Annotated in this window: 17 protein-coding genes; 7 read left to right on the forward strand and 10 right to left on the reverse strand. The window is 61.6% G+C overall.

What is annotated here, in order from left to right; all coding sequences use genetic code 11:
• Nucleotides 1–51 precede the first annotated feature (51 nt).
• The 3 genes from AC1DVN_RS06540 to AC1DVN_RS06550 are packed head-to-tail and all read left to right on the forward strand — an operon-like array spanning nucleotide 52 to nucleotide 2,566.
• Entirely contained in the window at nucleotides 52–1,119 is a 1,068-nt protein-coding gene (locus tag AC1DVN_RS06540) for a sensor histidine kinase (RefSeq protein WP_046379749.1), read from the forward strand.
• Entirely contained in the window at nucleotides 1,116–2,213 is a 1,098-nt protein-coding gene (locus AC1DVN_RS06545; RefSeq protein WP_046377828.1) for a hypothetical protein, read from the forward strand. Before AC1DVN_RS06540 ends, AC1DVN_RS06545 begins: the two co-directional genes overlap by 4 nt.
• A 47-nt stretch (nucleotides 2,214–2,260) precedes the next feature.
• Nucleotides 2,261–2,566, forward strand: a complete 306-nt coding sequence (locus AC1DVN_RS06550; RefSeq protein ID WP_019746579.1) for a hypothetical protein — start codon at nucleotides 2,261–2,263, stop codon at nucleotides 2,564–2,566.
• A gap of 6 nt (nucleotides 2,567–2,572) precedes the next feature.
• On the opposite strand, the gene AC1DVN_RS06555 is transcribed toward AC1DVN_RS06550, so the two are convergent.
• The 4 genes from AC1DVN_RS06555 to AC1DVN_RS06570 are packed head-to-tail and all read right to left on the reverse strand — an operon-like array spanning nucleotide 2,573 to nucleotide 7,399.
• Nucleotides 2,573–3,484, reverse strand: a complete 912-nt coding sequence (locus AC1DVN_RS06555; protein ID WP_019746578.1) for a hydroxymethylglutaryl-CoA lyase — start codon at nucleotides 3,482–3,484, stop codon at nucleotides 2,573–2,575.
• Nucleotide 3,485: 1 nt separating this feature from the next.
• Nucleotides 3,486–4,700 (reverse strand): CaiB/BaiF CoA transferase family protein, encoded by a 1,215-nt coding sequence (locus tag AC1DVN_RS06560; RefSeq protein WP_019746577.1) that lies wholly within the window; start codon nucleotides 4,698–4,700, stop codon nucleotides 3,486–3,488.
• A 36-nt stretch (nucleotides 4,701–4,736) separates the two neighbouring features.
• The gene (locus AC1DVN_RS06565; RefSeq protein ID WP_020905930.1) at nucleotides 4,737–6,503 is read right to left on the reverse strand and encodes a multicopper oxidase family protein; all 1,767 of its coding nucleotides are present in this window, start codon (nucleotides 6,501–6,503) and stop codon (nucleotides 4,737–4,739) included.
• A 56-nt stretch (nucleotides 6,504–6,559) separates the two neighbouring features.
• Complete coding sequence (locus AC1DVN_RS06570) at nucleotides 6,560–7,399, reverse strand: alpha/beta fold hydrolase (RefSeq protein ID WP_046377827.1); 840 nt, start codon at nucleotides 7,397–7,399, stop codon at nucleotides 6,560–6,562.
• 65 nt (nucleotides 7,400–7,464) lie between these two features.
• Between AC1DVN_RS06570 and AC1DVN_RS06575 the strand changes: the two genes are divergently transcribed.
• Together AC1DVN_RS06575 and AC1DVN_RS06580 are read left to right on the forward strand one after the other, a co-directional pair.
• Nucleotides 7,465–8,241 carry a TetR/AcrR family transcriptional regulator gene (locus tag AC1DVN_RS06575; RefSeq protein ID WP_355335713.1) on the forward strand — a complete coding sequence of 259 codons (777 nt, stop codon included), beginning with the start codon at nucleotides 7,465–7,467 and terminating at the stop codon, nucleotides 8,239–8,241.
• Nucleotides 8,242–8,290: 49 nt separating this feature from the next.
• Nucleotides 8,291–9,595 (forward strand): HNH endonuclease signature motif containing protein, encoded by a 1,305-nt coding sequence (locus AC1DVN_RS06580; RefSeq protein WP_477993629.1) that lies wholly within the window; start codon nucleotides 8,291–8,293, stop codon nucleotides 9,593–9,595.
• 84 nt (nucleotides 9,596–9,679) lie between these two features.
• Here AC1DVN_RS06580 and AC1DVN_RS06585 read toward each other — a convergent pair whose 3' ends face one another.
• Nucleotides 9,680–10,612 carry an oxygenase MpaB family protein gene (locus AC1DVN_RS06585; RefSeq protein WP_019746572.1) on the reverse strand — a complete coding sequence of 311 codons (933 nt, stop codon included), beginning with the start codon at nucleotides 10,610–10,612 and terminating at the stop codon, nucleotides 9,680–9,682.
• Nucleotide 10,613: 1 nt separating this feature from the next.
• A complete protein-coding gene (locus tag AC1DVN_RS06590; RefSeq protein WP_029254305.1) occupies nucleotides 10,614–12,395 on the reverse strand; it encodes an acyl-CoA dehydrogenase family protein in 1,782 nt (593 codons plus the stop codon).
• Nucleotides 12,396–12,554: 159 nt separating this feature from the next.
• Here AC1DVN_RS06590 and AC1DVN_RS06595 point away from each other — a divergent pair, with 159 nt between their 5' ends.
• Nucleotides 12,555–13,196 carry a TetR/AcrR family transcriptional regulator gene (locus AC1DVN_RS06595; RefSeq protein ID WP_020905924.1) on the forward strand — a complete coding sequence of 214 codons (642 nt, stop codon included), beginning with the start codon at nucleotides 12,555–12,557 and terminating at the stop codon, nucleotides 13,194–13,196.
• A gap of 43 nt (nucleotides 13,197–13,239) precedes the next feature.
• Nucleotides 13,240–13,581: an Imm51 family immunity protein gene (locus AC1DVN_RS06600; RefSeq protein WP_021332919.1), complete on the forward strand. Its 342-nt coding sequence runs from the start codon at nucleotides 13,240–13,242 to the stop codon at nucleotides 13,579–13,581.
• Nucleotides 13,582–13,643: 62 nt separating this feature from the next.
• Here the strand turns inward: AC1DVN_RS06600 and AC1DVN_RS06605 are convergent, their stop codons facing one another.
• The 4 genes from AC1DVN_RS06605 to AC1DVN_RS06620 are packed head-to-tail and all read right to left on the reverse strand — an operon-like array spanning nucleotide 13,644 to nucleotide 17,318.
• The gene (locus AC1DVN_RS06605; protein ID WP_019746568.1) at nucleotides 13,644–14,678 is read right to left on the reverse strand and encodes an aspartate-semialdehyde dehydrogenase; all 1,035 of its coding nucleotides are present in this window, start codon (nucleotides 14,676–14,678) and stop codon (nucleotides 13,644–13,646) included.
• Nucleotides 14,679–14,684: 6 nt separating this feature from the next.
• Entirely contained in the window at nucleotides 14,685–15,950 is a 1,266-nt protein-coding gene (locus tag AC1DVN_RS06610) for an aspartate kinase (protein WP_019746567.1), read from the reverse strand.
• A gap of 49 nt (nucleotides 15,951–15,999) precedes the next feature.
• Nucleotides 16,000–16,953 carry a hypothetical protein gene (locus tag AC1DVN_RS06615; protein ID WP_477846651.1) on the reverse strand — a complete coding sequence of 318 codons (954 nt, stop codon included), beginning with the start codon at nucleotides 16,951–16,953 and terminating at the stop codon, nucleotides 16,000–16,002.
• A complete protein-coding gene (locus tag AC1DVN_RS06620; protein WP_003943492.1) occupies nucleotides 16,953–17,318 on the reverse strand; it encodes a DUF8021 domain-containing protein in 366 nt (121 codons plus the stop codon). The genes AC1DVN_RS06615 and AC1DVN_RS06620 overlap by 1 nt, the downstream gene beginning before the upstream one ends.
• Nucleotides 17,319–17,325: the final 7 nt, after the last annotated feature.

The raw sequence follows: 17,325 nt of genomic DNA on the forward strand, positions 1-17,325 counted from the left end.
TATGTCTGCTATCTGATATTGCTCGCCCCTGCCATTGCCGAAGCCACTGCGATGTCCGCGTCTTGGTGGACCCCGCTGGCAGTGGTCGCAACTTTCGGTAGTGGACTGGTATTGGGAGCATCGACGTTTCACGCAGACACCCGGTGGGTGAAACGAGCCGCGAGTGCAAATGCGCTCCTCTACGTCGTGGTCATCCTCCTGTGGTGGCCGGCTTGGAATGGTGAGCACGTCACGGATTTCACCTTGTGGATTTCCAATTTCCCCGGCGTCGCCAGCCTTGCGGCAGCTGCGGCTTGGCGACCGGCCGCTGCCGTCGTGCACCTTTTCGTGGCGGCAACACTCGCACAGTTGACCAATCACATAATCCGGACGAGTCCCACGACGCACCTGCTTGTTCCCGACCTCGCCTTCGCCTGGACATTTTGCGCGGTATTCGTCGCAGCGGCCGTCATGGCCTTGCGTACCGGTCGAGTGCTGGATGCAACTATCGCCACCACTCATGCCGCTGCGGCAGGCGCCGCCGCGGCCGAGGCCAAGTCCGTCGAACGCGAGAGATTCGACGCACTCATCCACGACACCGTGATGTCCACCCTGCTCGCTGCTTCGAGAAACGATGCCGATCCCTCGGTCATCGCTCAGGCACGAAGGACTGTCGAGAGGCTTGACGAACTCCGCTCCGGAACCGATCACGAGACGAGTTTCGACTTCGACGGAATCCTCGCTCAGTTGCGTTCAGCCGCTTCGGAAGTGGACGAAAACATCACGTTCGAGACCGCCCTGTCAGTCGGGTCCGATCCGAGCGGATACGCGCCCGACTCGATTCGTGCGATGGCCGGTGCGATGGCCGAGGCGCTGCGCAACAGCGTCAAGCACGCCGGAAGCAGTGCACGGCGTTCGGTCACGGTCACGGCAACCACCACCCACCTCGAAGTAGTCGTCGCGGACGACGGCGTCGGCTTCGATCCGAGCTCCGTCGAGACGCATCGCCTCGGAATCACTGTCAGCATCCGCGGCAGAATGCGCCAACTCGACGGCGGATCGGCAACCATTCGATCGTCACCCGGCCGCGGCACTTCGGTGACTCTGACCCTGAGCTTGCCCGCAGCGGTGATGAGATGACCAGACCGGACGGACGAGATGTCCGCGATCTCCTCGGCATGCACAGCCGTGCTGCTCGATTCATGGCTGCATGCTTCGCGCTCACCTGCGTGATCTCGGTCGCGTACACCTCCTCCGACGTCCGCGCAGTCTGGCCGATGGTCTTGGCAATTATCGTGTGCTCGACTGCGGCTTTCACACTCGTTCTGAGCCGAGGCGACCCGATGCCGCTGGGGCAGAGCGTTCTGGTGTCTCTGACTGGCGCCGTCACGAGTGGCCTTGTGTTGTCAGTGGTTCCAGTGCCCGTCAACGACATGACTCAATTGTGGATGTTCGGGATGTCTACGGCCGTTTTCACCTTCATGTGCGTTCGTGGGCGTACAGCACTCGCGTGGCTCGGGCTTGGGCTCATGGTGTTGGTGACCGCCATCTGGTCCTCCACTACCGGCCAGGGGGCCATGTACGGAGTGTCGTTGACGGTCATCAACGCGGGCCCTGTTCTGATGTCGACCTTCTTCGCGTACACCATCCGTCCTCAAGCCAGGGTTATCTACGAACTTCGGGAGCAGTCCACCCAACGAATTGCCTCTGCATCCGCTAGCGCTGCGATTCTCGAGGAACGCGACGCGCAACTCGACAGGCTCGATCTACTTGCGCGCCCACTCCTCGAACGGGTCGCTTCCGGGATTCCGCTGACAACCGCCGAGCGGCAAGAATGCGAACTCCTCGAGGCGCAACTCCGAGATTCGCTGAGGGCGCCTGGCTTACAACAGACAGATGTCATCGATGCTGTGCATGCCACTCGAAACCGCGGCGTCGAGGTAGTCCTGCTCGACGACCACGGAATGGATGGCGCTGACCCCGCCGTGCGCGACCGAATCCACGCGAGCATCGTCCGGGAACTCACCGCGATCACGCGAGGCAAAGTGACCATTCGGATCCTTCCACCTCGGCGCACCGCTATGGCCACGATGCTGGTCGACACTGAAGACGTTCGACGAATCGAGTTCGATCACAACGGAATGCAGCTGTTACGGCAGGAAGATCAGAGGGAACTCGGCGCCTCGTCCATGTCCGTCGATCCGACTACAGACAGCGCCGTCTATCCCGAATAGCTTTCGAGGAGAGTGAGATTCACCGCGTCGATCACCAGGAGAAATGAATGATCTTCGAACTGCGTCCAGCACATGTTGCACGCGCCCTTGCCGCACTGTGTGCCCTTCCGATTCTGTGGACCTTCGCAGTCGAGGGAATCACCACGACAACGGAATACGACTACAGCACGGGCGAAGTATCCTCATCGAGCGACCTGGGCTCTCAGATCGGAAGCGTAGCGATCTGGATCGTCCTCGCGATCGCATGTGCCGCCGGTGCATGGTATCTGGAGAAACAGCGCATCGGTTGGCCGCCGGCGGCACACGAGCAGCTGGTCAAACTGCAGCTGGCATCACCCAACCGAGAAGAGTAAAGGTCCCTATCGCTTCCGATCGCCGGCGCGGAGAAGATTACTGGGAACCGTATGGCCCACTATCTCCTCTGCAACGGCAGCGGCACGAATGCTCGCATCCAGGTCGATACCTGTCGCAATGCCCATGTCTTCGAGCATGTAGACCAGTTCCTCAGTCGCGATATTGCCACTGGCACCAGGAGCAAACGGGCAACCGCCCAGGCCACCGGTGGACGCATCCAGGTTTCGAACTCCGTGCTGCACAGCCGCCAACGCACTGGCAAGACCAGCGCCACGCGTGTTGTGGAAGTGCACACCCAAGCCGAAGTCACCCACTCTTTCGCCGACAGCGTCGATCAACCGTCCGACGCGTCCCGGTGTGGCAGTGCCGATGGTATCCGCGATCGAGAACTGATCAGCGCCGAACTCTTTGGCCTGCTCCGCAATCCGCAGAACACGGTCCGGATCGGTTGGACCGTCGAACGGACAGTCCCAGGCCGTGGCCACGATGACCTCCACCCGTCCACCAGCCTCGTGGACGATCCGGACGACCTCTCCGATACGTTCGGTCGCTTGCTCCGTCGTCGACCGAGTATTGGCCTCGCTGTGGCTATTCGATGCCGACACCACATATTCGACGGTTTTCATTCCTGCAGCAACGGCCCGTTTCGCTCCACCGATTCCGGCGACCAATGCCGAGAACTCGATGCCTGGCCACTGGTGCAACTCTGCGGCCAACAACTCCGCGTCGGCCAGTGCCGGCACCGCACGCGGTGACACGAACGACGTCGCCTCGATGCGCGAAACACCTGTCGCAGCCAGAGCTTCGACAAGACGAAGTTTCTCCGCCAGCGAGACCGGGTCTTCGATCTGCAACCCATCCCGTGGCCCGACTTCACGAATGCTGACCGCGGGAACACCTGCTTCAGGTACCGACACGTCAGATCACGCCCTTCTTCTTCAGTTCTGTCTGCTCGTCGCCCGAGAGTCCGAGGAGCCCACCCCAGACCGAAGCGTTGTCGTACCCCGGCGACGCTGCTCCCGCGTTGCGAACGGATCCGGGTGTCTCACTGAATGTAGGCACGACGCCCAGGCCGAGGACGTTTTCCCCGATCCGCTCGTCGTAGTGGTCGACGAGCATCCCCCGTTCGATCAGCTGCGGATCCTTGACCACATCTTCAACCGTATTGATCGGCCCGGCAACAACTCCCACTTCGGTGAGGCGTTCCACGAGACTGGTGGGATCTTGGAGCGCAACCCAGGCGCTGATCAATTCGTCGAGCTCGTCCTGATGTTTGCCACGCGCAACATGATTGGAGAATCGGTCGTCTTGCGCTAGTTCCGGTCGACCCATGATGGTGCACAGACGCACGAAGAGCGTGTCCTGATTGGCCGCGATCACCACCCAGTTTCCTTCAGAGGTCTGGTAGATGTTGGACGGTGCGATACCCTCCAACCTCGTTCCCGAGGGCTGCCGGATGATCCCGCCCCGATCGTAGTCCGGGATCGTGGATTCCTGCACCGCCAGACAGGATTCCGTGAGGGCAACGTCGACCACCTGACCACGGCCGGTCCGCTCTCGCGAGAGCAACGCCGCCAGCACTCCCTGAACGGCGAACATCCCACCGAGAGAATCTCCGAGTGAAAGGGCAATACGCGGGGGTGCCTGCCCTGGATAACCGTTCAGATGCCGAAATCCGCTGACTGCTTCGGCAACCGAGGCGTAGCCGGCGCTCTTGGCTTGCGGTCCGCTCTGCCCGTAGCCGGATACCCTGGCCAACACCAACTTCGGATTGCGCGCGCTCAGCACGTCGAATCCCAGACCCCACTTCTCGAGGGTGCCCGGCCGGAAGTTCTCGACCACCACGTCGGCATGTTCGATCAGATTCAGAAACAGGTCGCGGCCCGCGTCGACGCGAAGGTCCAACGTCACACACCGCTTGTTGCGGGCGTGAACCGTCCAGAAGAATCGATGACCGTCCTGCTCTGCCTGACCCCAGGTACGAAGCGGGTCTGGACGGTCCGGTGATTCGATCTTGATCACGTCGGCTCCCATGTCGCCGAGCAATTTCCCGGCGAAGGGCCCGGCGATCAAGGTTCCGAGTTCAATCACCCGATATCCGTCCAGGGGCCCGGTGGGCGCACCTTCCGACACAGCTGCCTCCTCTGGGAACTTTTCTCCCTTTGAAGGCTACGTCACCACCCGGTATCGCAACATCATGTCGTGGTCTTCGTGATCGAGCATGTGGCAGTGCCAGACGTACCCCTGCAAGTCCCCCATGCCAGCTTCTCCGTGCGCCGAGTGATCTGCCATGGAACCTCTCGCGAAAGTTGCATCCGGATCGAAGCCCAACTCGTCGGCCGTCGGAAAGCGCACGATCACGCGGGTGATCGAGTTGGCATCCACGATGACCGTGTCCTTCTCCCCCGTTTCCCACACTTCGGGAGGCCGCAGCGAAGAGGTCACGAATTCCTCCGCCGACGGCGTCCACCGGACCCCCAAGTCAGGCACCGGATACCGCTGCATCAGTGCTGCAGTGTCGAGGCTCTGGCGTCCCACAACGCGGAACGCCACCAGGTGCAGATGAATCGGATGTGGTTCCGTGGTGATGTTGATCAGATTCCATTGCTCGACGGCCCCCTGACGTGGCAGTTCGATATCCGAATCGGTGAACCTCAAATTGTTGAGCGACATAGTGATCGACGGGTAATCCGACGGACGCGACAGCTGCATGATCGTGAGATTTCGCACCACATCCGGGGACGCCGGTTCGGCGGCAACGGAATTCAGCTGCTGCGGGATCGAGCCGGTGAATCCCTTTGCGCTGCCCACGTCGAACCGACAGAACACCGGCATCACCTGCGTGCCGCGTTGAGCCACCGCAAGGGGTACCGGTTCGTCGTTGCGCAATTCCACCGTTGTGCCCGGCTCGAGCATACTGAAGTCGACCAGCAGATCAGCGCGTTCACCCGGACTCAACCGGACGTGATCCGTCGGCGCCGGAGCGGCCAGTAAACCGCCTTCGGACCCGATCACCCAGAACCGCATACGATTTGCGAAATGCAGATTCCACACCGAATAGGTTGCGGCGTTGAGCAGTCGCAATCGATACAGGCCGCGGGCAACCTCCACTTTCGGCCACACGACGCCGTTCACCACGCCAACGTCACCGGGGGTCGCCGGATCCCATGAACCTTGCGGAGTGAGCCACGTGGAACGGACACTCTGCTGACCGTCGGAAGTGAATACCTTGTCCTGCAGAATCATCGGGAGTTCGAACTCACCGGTCGGCAGGCCGAGAGAATTCCCGGCGGCGCCCGTGTCAACGTCGTCACGGAGAAAATACATCCCGACCAATCCGGCGTAGACGTTGAGGCGCGTCATTCCCATGGCGTGATCGTGGTACCAGAGATTGCCGGCGGCACGACCATTCGTGTATTCGTGGACCAAACCTTCGCCCGGACGCTGGATCAACTCCGGATGTCCGTCGAACTGTGGTGCAGTAACTCCTCCGTGCAGGTGAAGCGAGGTGGGGACCTGTGTGCGGTCGAGGTCGCTGACGCCGTGCAGACCCGGATCGACATCCGCGGCAAGCGGATACGCAGAAATGTCATTGGCATATCGGACTGTGACGAGCTGATCGACGTGAGCTTCGATGGTGGGGCCCAGATAATCCATTCCGCCGTAACCCAGCGACGGCGACGACGGTAGGTCCGGATGGAAACGGTGCATCGACGAAGCCGCGCGAAGCTCCAGGTTGCCACCCGAAATGCCCGGCAGAACAGGAAGGGTCTCCCGAAACGGTTCCAGCCGGGGTGACGGAAGTTGGAATGGGCGTAGCGGATCGATGTCAGGGGGTCGAGCTGTCGCTGATCCAGCGGACAATGCACTCAGGCCGGCCAGCAAGCCAAGCCCTTGAACAAACGATCGTCGACGGATCTTGTGTGACTCGTCCACTCACGGCCCCCTCACGCTGACGGCATCCGGAGCGGGTTACCCGTGTGCTCGCACGGTCAAACACCGACCACCTTCTCCAACCAAGGTTTGAGAATGGGCAGAACATGAGCCGGTTGCATTGCCTGCGTGTGATCCAGACCGTCTAGTACCTCGATATCCCACCCTGCCGACCGAGCGGCGTCGAGGTCGAGATCGGCCGGCGCGACCCGTACCCCACCCCATCGGTCACCGTATTCGATGACGTCTTGCGAACCGACGAAACACATTCGCGGACAAAGGATGCGCCCTTGTATTGTTCGATCGTCGAATTCACCAAGTGCGCGGTACAGCGTCACGAACTGCCGGGTCTGCGCTCCGGTCAACGCAATGTCTATGGAGTTCCAATCGAACTCGTCTGATGATGCCGTGGGTTGTGATGTGCGCTGGGGCGGTTCACTCGTCATGCGGTGTGTAGCTTCGGTAACCTGGAGCATCGCCTTGTACGGCCCATCCACCGGCGGGAAACCACCCATGACCAGTGCGGTCAGACGATCGGTGCGCAGCGCCAACTGCAATCCGCGCAGAGCCAGCCAGGAGTATCCGTAGTAGGCGAACTGGTCGATCCCAGCCGAATTCGCCACAGCCAGAATGTCGGACGTGATGTTGTCGGGAGTGAGCGTGTCCGGAGCGGGCGACGCCATCCGGTGCCCTTCGTAGTCGAAGGCAACCACAGTGAAGTTCGACGCCAACCCTTCCATGAACGTTCGACCGAGCGAGGGGTCAACGCCCCAGGCGCGCAGTTCGTCAGCCTTGATGCCGGCAGCCGAAATCGGATTCACGGGCATCAGCACGGCGGGGCCATGTCCGAGAACCTCGACATCGATAGTTGTCCCGTCGTGAAGTCTTGCCTCAACCATGCCCACTCCCAAATCTTTACACTGTAAAGTAATTAAGAATAGCGCGACTCCACGAAAGCGACAAGATGAACAAACAGGCAGGCCGACGCGATATCGCACGCACGATTTCACTTCTGTGGCGTCAACCCGAGACGCCTTCCGGCCGCCGAGGACCGAAGCCCGCGCTGTCCACGGACTCAGTCGTTGACGCCGCGATCGAAGTCGCCGACGCCAACCCCACGACACCGTTGTCGATGCGCATGATCGGCGACCACCTCGGCCGCACTGCGATGTCTCTGTACACCTACATACCGGGAAAGGACGAACTACTGGACCTGATGTACGACCGGGTGCATGCCGAGCTACCGCCGATCGCAGACACCGGCGACTGGCGCATGGCACTGTCCGACTGGGCCGCCGCACTCTTCGCCCTACATACACGCCATCCGTGGACATTGGATGTCTCGTTGGCGCGCCCCGTCCTGGGTCCGCACGAGCAGGCAGGACTCGAATCACTCCTGTCCATTCTCTACTCCACGGGTCTCGATGCTCCGACCATCCGCAGATCGGTGAGCATGCTTTTCCATTTCATCCGGGGGTCCGCGCGGACCTTAGCTGAGATCCGGAGCGCCTCGACCATCGGAGATTCCGAATCTCATTGGTGGGCAGAGTCTTCTGCTGCACTGGCCGATGCTGCACCGGATTTCGCGGACGACTTCCCCCACACGGTGCAGTTGGGTCGGGAGGCACCACCGATACCGGGCGGCGACTTCTATCTCGAACGAGAAACCGAAGAGTCATTTACTCAGGGCCTACAGATCCTCCTTGACGGGATCGAATCGAGGATTCGAAAACACTCTTGACTCGAACGCATGTTCGAGTATTCTTGTGTGTAGGGGATCGGGGGATTCAATGAGTGTTCTGTTGTCGGATGTGGTGTCGGGTTCTGCGGTGGGGTTGCGCGGACGCCTGTGGCGGTTGCCTGCTTCTGAGTTGCGTGCTGCTGCGGTGTCGGCGAGCGCGGAGATTCTTCGTCTCGAGGCTGTTCGGGTGGCGGTGGTCGACGAACTCTCAATGCGCCCGGATGATCAGGTGATTGCCAGCCGCGGAGTGGGGTCCTGGTTGGCGGCGAACACGATGCTGCAGATCCGGGACGGGAAGAAGATCGCCGCCCTCGGTGCGGCGCTGCGGCCGTTTCCCGCGGTGGCTGCTCGGTTCGATGTCGGGGACTGCTCGTTCGAGCATGCCGTGTTGATCGTGGCGTTCTGCGAATCACCACCGAAGGGGATGCCGGAGGAAGCGCTACCGAAGTGCATCGATTTGTTGTTGGCTGCTGCGTCGGGCGTGGAGTCGACGACCACGAAAGTCCGGAGTGTTATCGCGACCTTGGAGCGAATCTTCGAATCCGATGAGATTCCACCCGCCGAAGACATCGACCGCAACGAGTTGCGGATCGCATCGACACTGAACGGTCGAGTGGTGGTGCGCGGTGATTTCGATGCTCTCACCGGTGAAATGCTGCTATCGGCCCTGTCGAATCTGACGATGCCCACCCCGGCACCCGATGGAACCCCGGATTCCCGGTCGGCGGCGAAGCGGACCGCGGACGGGTTCACCGAACTGATCCGCCGCTATCTGGAATGCGCCAAAACCGGCACCGATGGTGGTCAGCGGCCGCACGTGAACGTGCACATCAACGCACGTGATCTCGCGGAGCATCGGGACTGCGCCGCCGCACCCGCTGCTTCTGGTGACGGAGTGGCTGTGTCGGATCTTGATGTCGGACATATGCCGTGGCTCGGACCACTGTCCGTCTCGCAGACAAGGCTTCTCGGGTGCGATTGTTTCCTCTCGACTGTGCTGCTCGACGGTCACGGCGCGCCGCTCGATGCGAAACCCGGGAAACGGTTGGTCACCGCGGAGCAGCGAGTGGCGCTGATCGCGAGAGACAAAGGCTGCTCCTTCCCCGGCTGCACATGTGTGCCCGCGTGGACCGATGCACACCACATCCGGCACTGGGCCAACGGTGGCCCCACGGTGATGAACAACCTTGTCCTACTGTGCCGTTCACATCATCGGTTGATGCACCGCAAAGCCGGGTTCGTCGGGAAGTGGGTGATCCGCATCGGCGTCGACAACAAACCGTGGTTCATCCCACCACCCTCGATCGACCCGCAGCAGCACCCGCGGCCGGCGAACACCACATTCAAAACCTGAGGTAGTACTCCTCAGGCACAACAGAACACGTGCCAGCACCGCATCGAGCAGATCTCGATGCGGTGCCGAAAGCCGTGAATTCCGTCAGACCGCCTGCGGAACTTTGGTGGCGCGTGGGAATCGCTCCCGAATCTCCGCCGGGGTGACAACTCTCGGGTCGAGGGGTTGCTCGTCACGCAGGTGGCGCTCCAACACCTTGCCAGTCATCGGCGCGATGACCTTCAGAGCAGTGGTCATGTTCTTCGGTGAACTGCCGACCCGGACCGCAGTTCGCACCGCGGGCGCAATTGCCCTGTCCAACAAAGCGGGTTGATCGAAGCCGCCCATGGTTCGCATCCAGCCCGGCAATGTTGCAATAGTGGCCGGCGCGACCAATCGGCTGAACGCCGCGAACTTCGTCTTCCCCTGCGCCCTTGGCGTTCTCAACAAGTAGTGCATCGCCCGGTTGGCACGCTCGGAGGTACACAATCTGGGCCTGACTTCAGCGAAGTACTCCCGTACCTCGTCTCGCGAGCGCGGAACGTCGGACGCTTTGCATGTCTGCAGTTCGGCAGCGATCACGCATTCTTCCCAGTACCGCTGCTCTTCGACGGCGGAGAGTGGGCCCGGCCCGTACATCTCGTAGCACTTGAGCACCGAATGCCAACCGGTCACGTGGATCCACAGTTGTGACGCCGGATTGTTTGCACTGTAACGAGTTCCGGTGATCGGTTCGATACCCGTGGCCTGAGCGTGAACCGTCATGAGATGGTCGGACAACGCCAGTGCCGTCCGCCCGTCGGCAGTGGCGACGGTCAGGAAGTACGCCAAGGTTCGGTCGAGTCGCCCGGCGGGATCGCTGTAGATCCCGCTCATATCTGCCACCGCGGCAGCAAGGAAGGGGTCGAAGTGCTCGAGCACCACTGACCGCTGGAAACCGATCAATGCTGTCGGAGCCGCCCAGATCTTCCAACTGGGTGATCCTGGGCCGAAGAAGCCGTAATCCTCACGCGGTCGATTCATCGTCAGTTCAGACATTTCATTCCTCCCCGTTCGTTGACCCTGCACAGTTCATTTCGTAGGCACCAGACAAGGCGACTACTTGCTGCCAGACGTACTCGAATCGCTCGGCCGCGAACGCGGGGCGCCGAATAGATGCGAGAGCCAACCGCTGCTGATCTTCACTGGCGCTGGGTTTTCCGTACAACTCCACCGCTGCAGCACTGAAGTCGCGGACCAGGACGTCGAAGATCTGATCCAGCACCCCATCGCTCCGCTGCCCCTCGTCCAATCCCAAGATCTCGGCTTGTTCGAGGATCAACTGACCGTAGACGACGAGGGTGAAGAGTTCGGTGATCGCCAGGCCGAAGTCCAAGTCGACCTGCTGCGCCGCATCCGGTGCAGCTTCGGCAAGGAGGGTCACGAGAGCTTCGGCCTGCTCCACGAACAGTGCGACGTTGGGAACATCCGCAAACTTCGCGTACACCGCTCGCCAGTCGTCGAATCGAACCTTGGACAACCCCCGTGCCGGGCCCTGACGGAACAGGAACTCGTCGTCGGCTGCGTCGTTACGCGTCGGAACCGCCGGAAATGACTCGGGGGCAAAGAGGTACGCCGGCATGAACTTGGCGATCAGGGCGAGATTGACGGCGACGGTCCCCTCGAGCTTGGGCAGCCCGTCGACATCCATCTTGGCCACCGCGAGGTAGCTGTCCTTCTCGAAGCCCTTTGCCGCAGCGATGTCGGAGAGCAGTCCGATCACCTTCTGTGCCTCGGTTGTCACCTTCATCTTGGTGACGGGATTGAACAAGAGGTAGCGGCGGTCCTCGGGCGATGCGGTGCGGAAGTAGTCCACCGCACGATCCGAGAAGAGCCTCATCGCCAGCAGGCGCGCGTACGCGTCGACGAATTCACGTCGTACGTGTGGGAACGCCGTGACGGGATTGCCGAACAGGATTCGATTGTGCGCGTGGGTAATCGTCTCGTACAAGGCATGAGTCGACATACCGATTCCGCCGAAACACAGGTTGAATTTTCCGATGTTCACGGTGTTGAGCGCGGCACTGAATGCTGCCTCGCCGGTATGCAGGATATCCTCTGCCACAACGGGATATTCGGCGAGTGAGAACTCCGCTACGTACATCTGGGCCGGAACGATGTTCTTCACCACGGTGAATGCCGGATGGTCCGAGTCGGCGTAGAAGAAGACGTACTGATCGGCGCCCTCCACTCCGTCGACACGACCGAAGACAGAGACCGTGTTGGCGCAGTTGCCATTTCCGATGTAGTACTTCGAACCGCTGGCCAGGTACCCGCCGCTGCCGTTCGACGTCAAGACCATGTCGGTGGAGTAGACGTCGGCGCCGTGCTCTTTCTCGGACAATCCGAATGCCGCAACGCCTCCGGAAGCCAAAGCGGAAGCTGCTCGCGCCCTTGCAGTCTCGTTGTCGCTCTGCCACACCGGCCCGAGGCCGAGAATGGTCACCTGCCACGGGTACCAGTAGTTGAGTCCGTAGAAGCCGAGGATCTCGGACAGCGCGGCGATACGGCTGGTATCCCAGCGCTTGTCGGAGTCACCGCCGCTGTCGCGGGCGGGGGTCAGGAAAGTCGCGAACAGGCCTTCCTTTGCCGCGAAGTCGAGGAAGTCGGAGTAAAAGGTCTTGTCGTGATAGTCGGCCAGAAGTCGATTCTTTCCACGCGCCTCGAACCAGTCGACGGTCGCGCCCAGCAGTCTCCGCGTGGTCGCGTCGAATTCCGGCCGATCGTAAGTGGAGGGATGGAGCAACAGATCATTCGGCACCAAAGAGGTCGACGCTGTCATCGCGGTTGTTCTCCTAGAGATCTCGGCAGAGGCGCCTCACTGACCGCCTCTTCGAATACAACGCCACCGTAACAATTGATGACGACGAATACAACGGTTGCGTATGATTCACGAAGAATTGGCAGGCAGATTAGGGTGGGAGCGGAGGTGAGGCACACGATGACCAGGTCACAAGCTGACGCAACGGATACACCGCGACGCAAATACGCCCCTCGCATGGCGCCCGAGCAACGACGCGAACAGCTGCTCGACGCAGCATTCGAGGTCACCGGCCGCGTAGGCCTGCACAACCTCAGCATGGAATCCGTCGCTGCCGAAGCCGGCGTCGGCAAGCCCGTCCTCTACACGATTTTCGATACCAGGACCGATCTCGTCGCTGCACTCCTGCGCCGCGAGCACGAGCGAGCCATCGCTCAGGTGCTCGAAACCATGCCGACGGATCTGAGCGAACTCGGCCCAGCGGCGTCATACACCGGAACCGTTGGCGCCTTCGTCGACGCCGTACTGGAGAACCCGACGCGCTGGCGCCTGATTCTGACGTCTGTCGAGAACGCCCCCAGCGAGTATCACGGCTTGCTGAAGCTCTCTCGCGGAGCTGTCTTCGCCCGCGCCGAAGAACTGGCGCGTGCCGGGATTGCCCTCGAACCGAAGCTCGAAGGCCTTGATCCGGTTCTCCTCGCACACACCATGATGTCGTTTGCCGAAATGCTCGGACGACTGGCCGTCAGCGACCCCGAAACCTATACCCGAGAAAGACTTTCCAGTTTTGCCGTTGCGCTCGCTCAGTCGGTCGGGCGTTAGCAGACCACTGAAACCTGTCGGTCGGATCTGCTTCAATACACGCATGACATCACCATCGATCGAACCGCTACAGCTTTTCGAAACGTCTCCGGGCAACTGGTCACTGATGCTCACCGACCAGCATTTCGGCAAGGTAGCAGCGGTATTCGAGCAGGTAGAGGGTTTCGAAGGCTCCGGCTACGACTGGGCGTCGGTCGCCCACGCAGTGGTAGGCCGCGATGCACCGCATCTGGAGGGCCGCTTCGGCACCGATCCCGAAGCGGGCATGTTTGTCGCGTACGGCAGCGACAACGAAGCTCTTGGTGAACTCGGAGTGCTTCTCGCCAAAGCGTATTCGGATGCCGAGTACCTCGGCGGCCTGGTCGCCATTTCCGAACTCGACTAGAGCTCCTGCTGAAACGACACCGGCCCCACACCTAGGTGCGGGGCCGGTACCGAAGGAAAGATCTAGCCGACCAACAGCTCGGCAATCTGAATCGTGTTGAGAGCGGCACCCTTACGGAGGTTGTCACCCGAAACGAAGAGCGCGAGTCCGCGTCCCTCCGGGACACCCGGATCCTGACGGATACGACCGACCAGCGACGCGTTGCCGCCGGCAGCGGCCAGCGGCGTCGGAACCTCGACCAACTCCACTCCGGGAGCGTCGGCGAGGATTTCCTTCGCACGAGCGACCGAGAGCGGGTTCGCGAACTCTGCGTTGATCGCGAGCGAGTGTCCGGTCACGACGGGAACGCGCACGCAGGTGCCCGAAACCAGCAGATCAGGAAGTCCGAGGATCTTGCGGCTCTCGTTACGGAGCTTCTGATCCTCGTCGGTCTCGCCGCTTCCGTCGTCGACCAGCGAACCTGCCAGCGGCAGGACGTTGAACGCGATGGGGGCGACGTAGTTGTTCGGAGCCGGGAAGTCGACGGCGCTGCCGTCGTGAACCAGCTTCTCGGCGTCACCGACAACGGCGCGCACCTGGCCGAGGAGTTCCTCGACGCCGGCGATGCCGCTACCGGACACAGCCTGGTAGCTGGAAACGATCAGACGCTGCAGACCGGCTTCGTCGTGCAGAACCTTGAGCACCGGCATCGCTGCCATGGTGGTGCAGTTGGGGTTCGCGATGATGCCCTTGACCAGGTTCTTCGTGTCCTGCGGGTTGACCTCGCTGACCACGAGGGGAACCTCGGGATCCTTGCGCCATGCGGAAGAGTTGTCGACAACCGTCGCACCGGCCGCGGCAAAGCGCGGAGCCTGCGCACGAGACAGCGTCGCACCGGCGGAGAAGAGGGCGATGTCGATGCCCTTCAGATCCTCGTCGGACGTTGCTTCGGCATCCTCGACAACGATCTCTTCGCCGCGGAACGTCAGCTTCTTACCGGCGGAGCGTGCCGATGCAAAGAACCGCACCTTGTCCGCGGGGAAGTTACGTTCTTCGAGCAGAGTGCGCATGACGATGCCGACCTGACCGGTCGCACCGACAACAGCGATTGTTGTCATCAGAAATTACCGTCCTGTTCCTGCGTGTACTACAGCTTCTTCGTCGCCGCCGAGACCGAAAGCGGCGTGGATAACGCGCACGGCGTCGTCGAGTTCGGTGTCCTTGACCAGCACGGAGATGCGGATCTCGGAGGTCGAGATGAGATCGATGTTGATGTCGGCCTTGGCCAGTGCCTCACAGAACGTGGCCGTGACGCCCGGGTGGCTCCGCATTCCGGCACCGACCAGGGAAACCTTGCCGATGTGGTCGTCGAACAAGATCTGTGTGAAGCCGATGTCTTCCTGACGCTTGGTCAGGATCTCGACGGCGCGGGGGCCGTCGGCGGTCGGCAGCGTGAAGGTGATGTCCGTCTTGTTGGTCTCCACCTTGGAGATGTTCTGCAGCACCATGTCGATGTTGATCTCGGCATCGGAGACAGCGCGGAACACCTTGGCAGCATGTCCCGGTGTGTCCGGCAATCCGACAACGGTGATCTTGGCTTCGCCGCGATCGTGCGCGACTCCGGTGATCAGGGCCTCTTCCACAGGAATGTCCTCCATCGATCCGGACACGATTGTTCCGGGCTTGGTGGTGTATGACGAACGGACGTGCACAGGCACGTTGTAACGACGGGCGTACTCGACACACCGGAGCATGAGCACCTTGGCACCACACGCTGCGAGTTCGAGCATTTCCTCGAAGGAAACCGTCTCGAGGCGGTGAGCGTCAGGGACGATGCGCGGATCGGCGGAGAAGACGCCGTCGACGTCGGTGTAGATCTCGCAGACGTCAGCGTTGAGTGCAGCTGCCAACGCCACGGCGGTGGTGTCGGAGCCACCGCGTCCGAGCGTCGTGATGTCCTTGCTGTCCTGGCTGACGCCTTGGAATCCGGCGACCAGAACGATCGAGCCTTCGTCGAGGGCGGTGCGAACACGGCCCGGCGTGACGTCGATGATCTTGGCGTTTCCGTGGCTGCCGGTCGTGATGACTCCGGCTTGTGAGCCCGAGAACGAACGAGCTTCGGCGCCGAGGGAGTGAATTGCCATCGCTACCAAGGAGTTGGAGATGCGCTCACCCGAGGTCAGCAGCATGTCCATTTCACGGGCCGGCGGGGAAGGGCACACCTGCTGAGCCAGGTCGAGCAGCTCATCGGTGGTATCGCCCATCGCTGACACCACGACGACGACATCATTGCCGGCCTTCTTGGTCTCGACGATCCGTTCAGCGACTCGTCGGATGCGCTCGGCGGTTGCCACCGAGGATCCGCCGTACTTCTGGACGACGAGAGCCACGCGTTTCTACCTCCAGGTCGAAATTGTTTACAGATACCAGAGGTCGAGCTTACCGAGGTGGTCCTGGGACTTCCCGATGCGTACTGCTGTTCGCCTCAGATCCGCGCGGGATCAGTTGCGAGATCCGCGCTCGCATCAACGTCGCAGAACGCGAACCACCGGCAACGTAACCGACCACCGCGACGGCAACTCCGCAGGCGAGAAGCACGCGGATACTGCTGACCAGGGAAACTGCCAGCGCGTCGTACACCGCCACAGCCGCCTCGGACGACGGTATGTCTGAATTCTGTAAATAGACCCGGCGCACGACGGCCAGCGCCACCAGCAGGGCGATCATCGCCACCGCCGTCGCCAGCCCGACCAGGGACAGCGCGCGCATTCGCCCCGGTGCAACTGCGACGACCGCAATCGCGCAGGCCACCGACGCCCACGGCAACCAGGCTGCTGCTCGGTCGAGAGTGTTCGAGAAATCCTGGGCCCGCACCAACTCGTCGGATTGCAGGATCTCGAACTGCGGATCGAGCGCCGGGAGGCGATCGATCACGGTGAATCCGCGATCGCGCAGGTTCGTCCTCAGTTCCGTCATGACCGGTTCGAGGGAGACGGTGACCGTTCCGCTTTCGTCGGCCCGAACTATGCCGTCGGCGGCTCGGCCGGTCACCATCGCGGCAAGTTGCGCGTGCGCTCGACGGTTGGCCGCGGTCCAGAGCGTCGCAAACTGGTCGCTCGAGACCAACGACTGAGCGGCCTCACGAACAAGTCTCTCGGCCTGTCTCGTCACCACCTGCGGAAACTCGTCCAACCGCTGCGTCAATTCCTCGGTCAGCCGATCAACGACCGCCGATTGGACAGCGGGGTCGGCAGCCAGCGGGGCAACGGACTCGACATAGCTGTCGGTGTCGTTCACCTGGGTGTGGACGAACAGCGCGAGCACCGAGCCGGCAAAACCGAGACCAGCGAGAACGATCAGTAGTGAACAGACGATCCAGCGGATCGAGCGCATCACGTGTGCTTGGCGCGCGCCGGTCGAATCTTCGCGGTGATGTGGTGAATGCGGTGATCGTCAGCGGGTATCCGGAAGGTCTCGGTAACCCGAACGGTCATCAGGTTGCGCCCGAACAACCCGGCGTCAAGGAGGTAGTCAGCCGTCAGGTCGTCCCCGTCGACCGTCCACTCCACCTCACGAATGTCGCGGATCACGCGATACTGAGGACCTCCGGAAAGGCTGCGCCGCAGATGATTCCCCGAAAATCCGGTCTTCAACCCGACCTCGTGACGTACCGCGTCCGGAGCCAGCGGTACGGAACTGCCATCGTGACTACGGAGCGCGTCGAGGTACGTGCTCGCCACGGCGATTCGGGGATCCATGGACGAC

Source organism: Rhodococcus sp. P4_E4 (assembly GCF_056401575.1).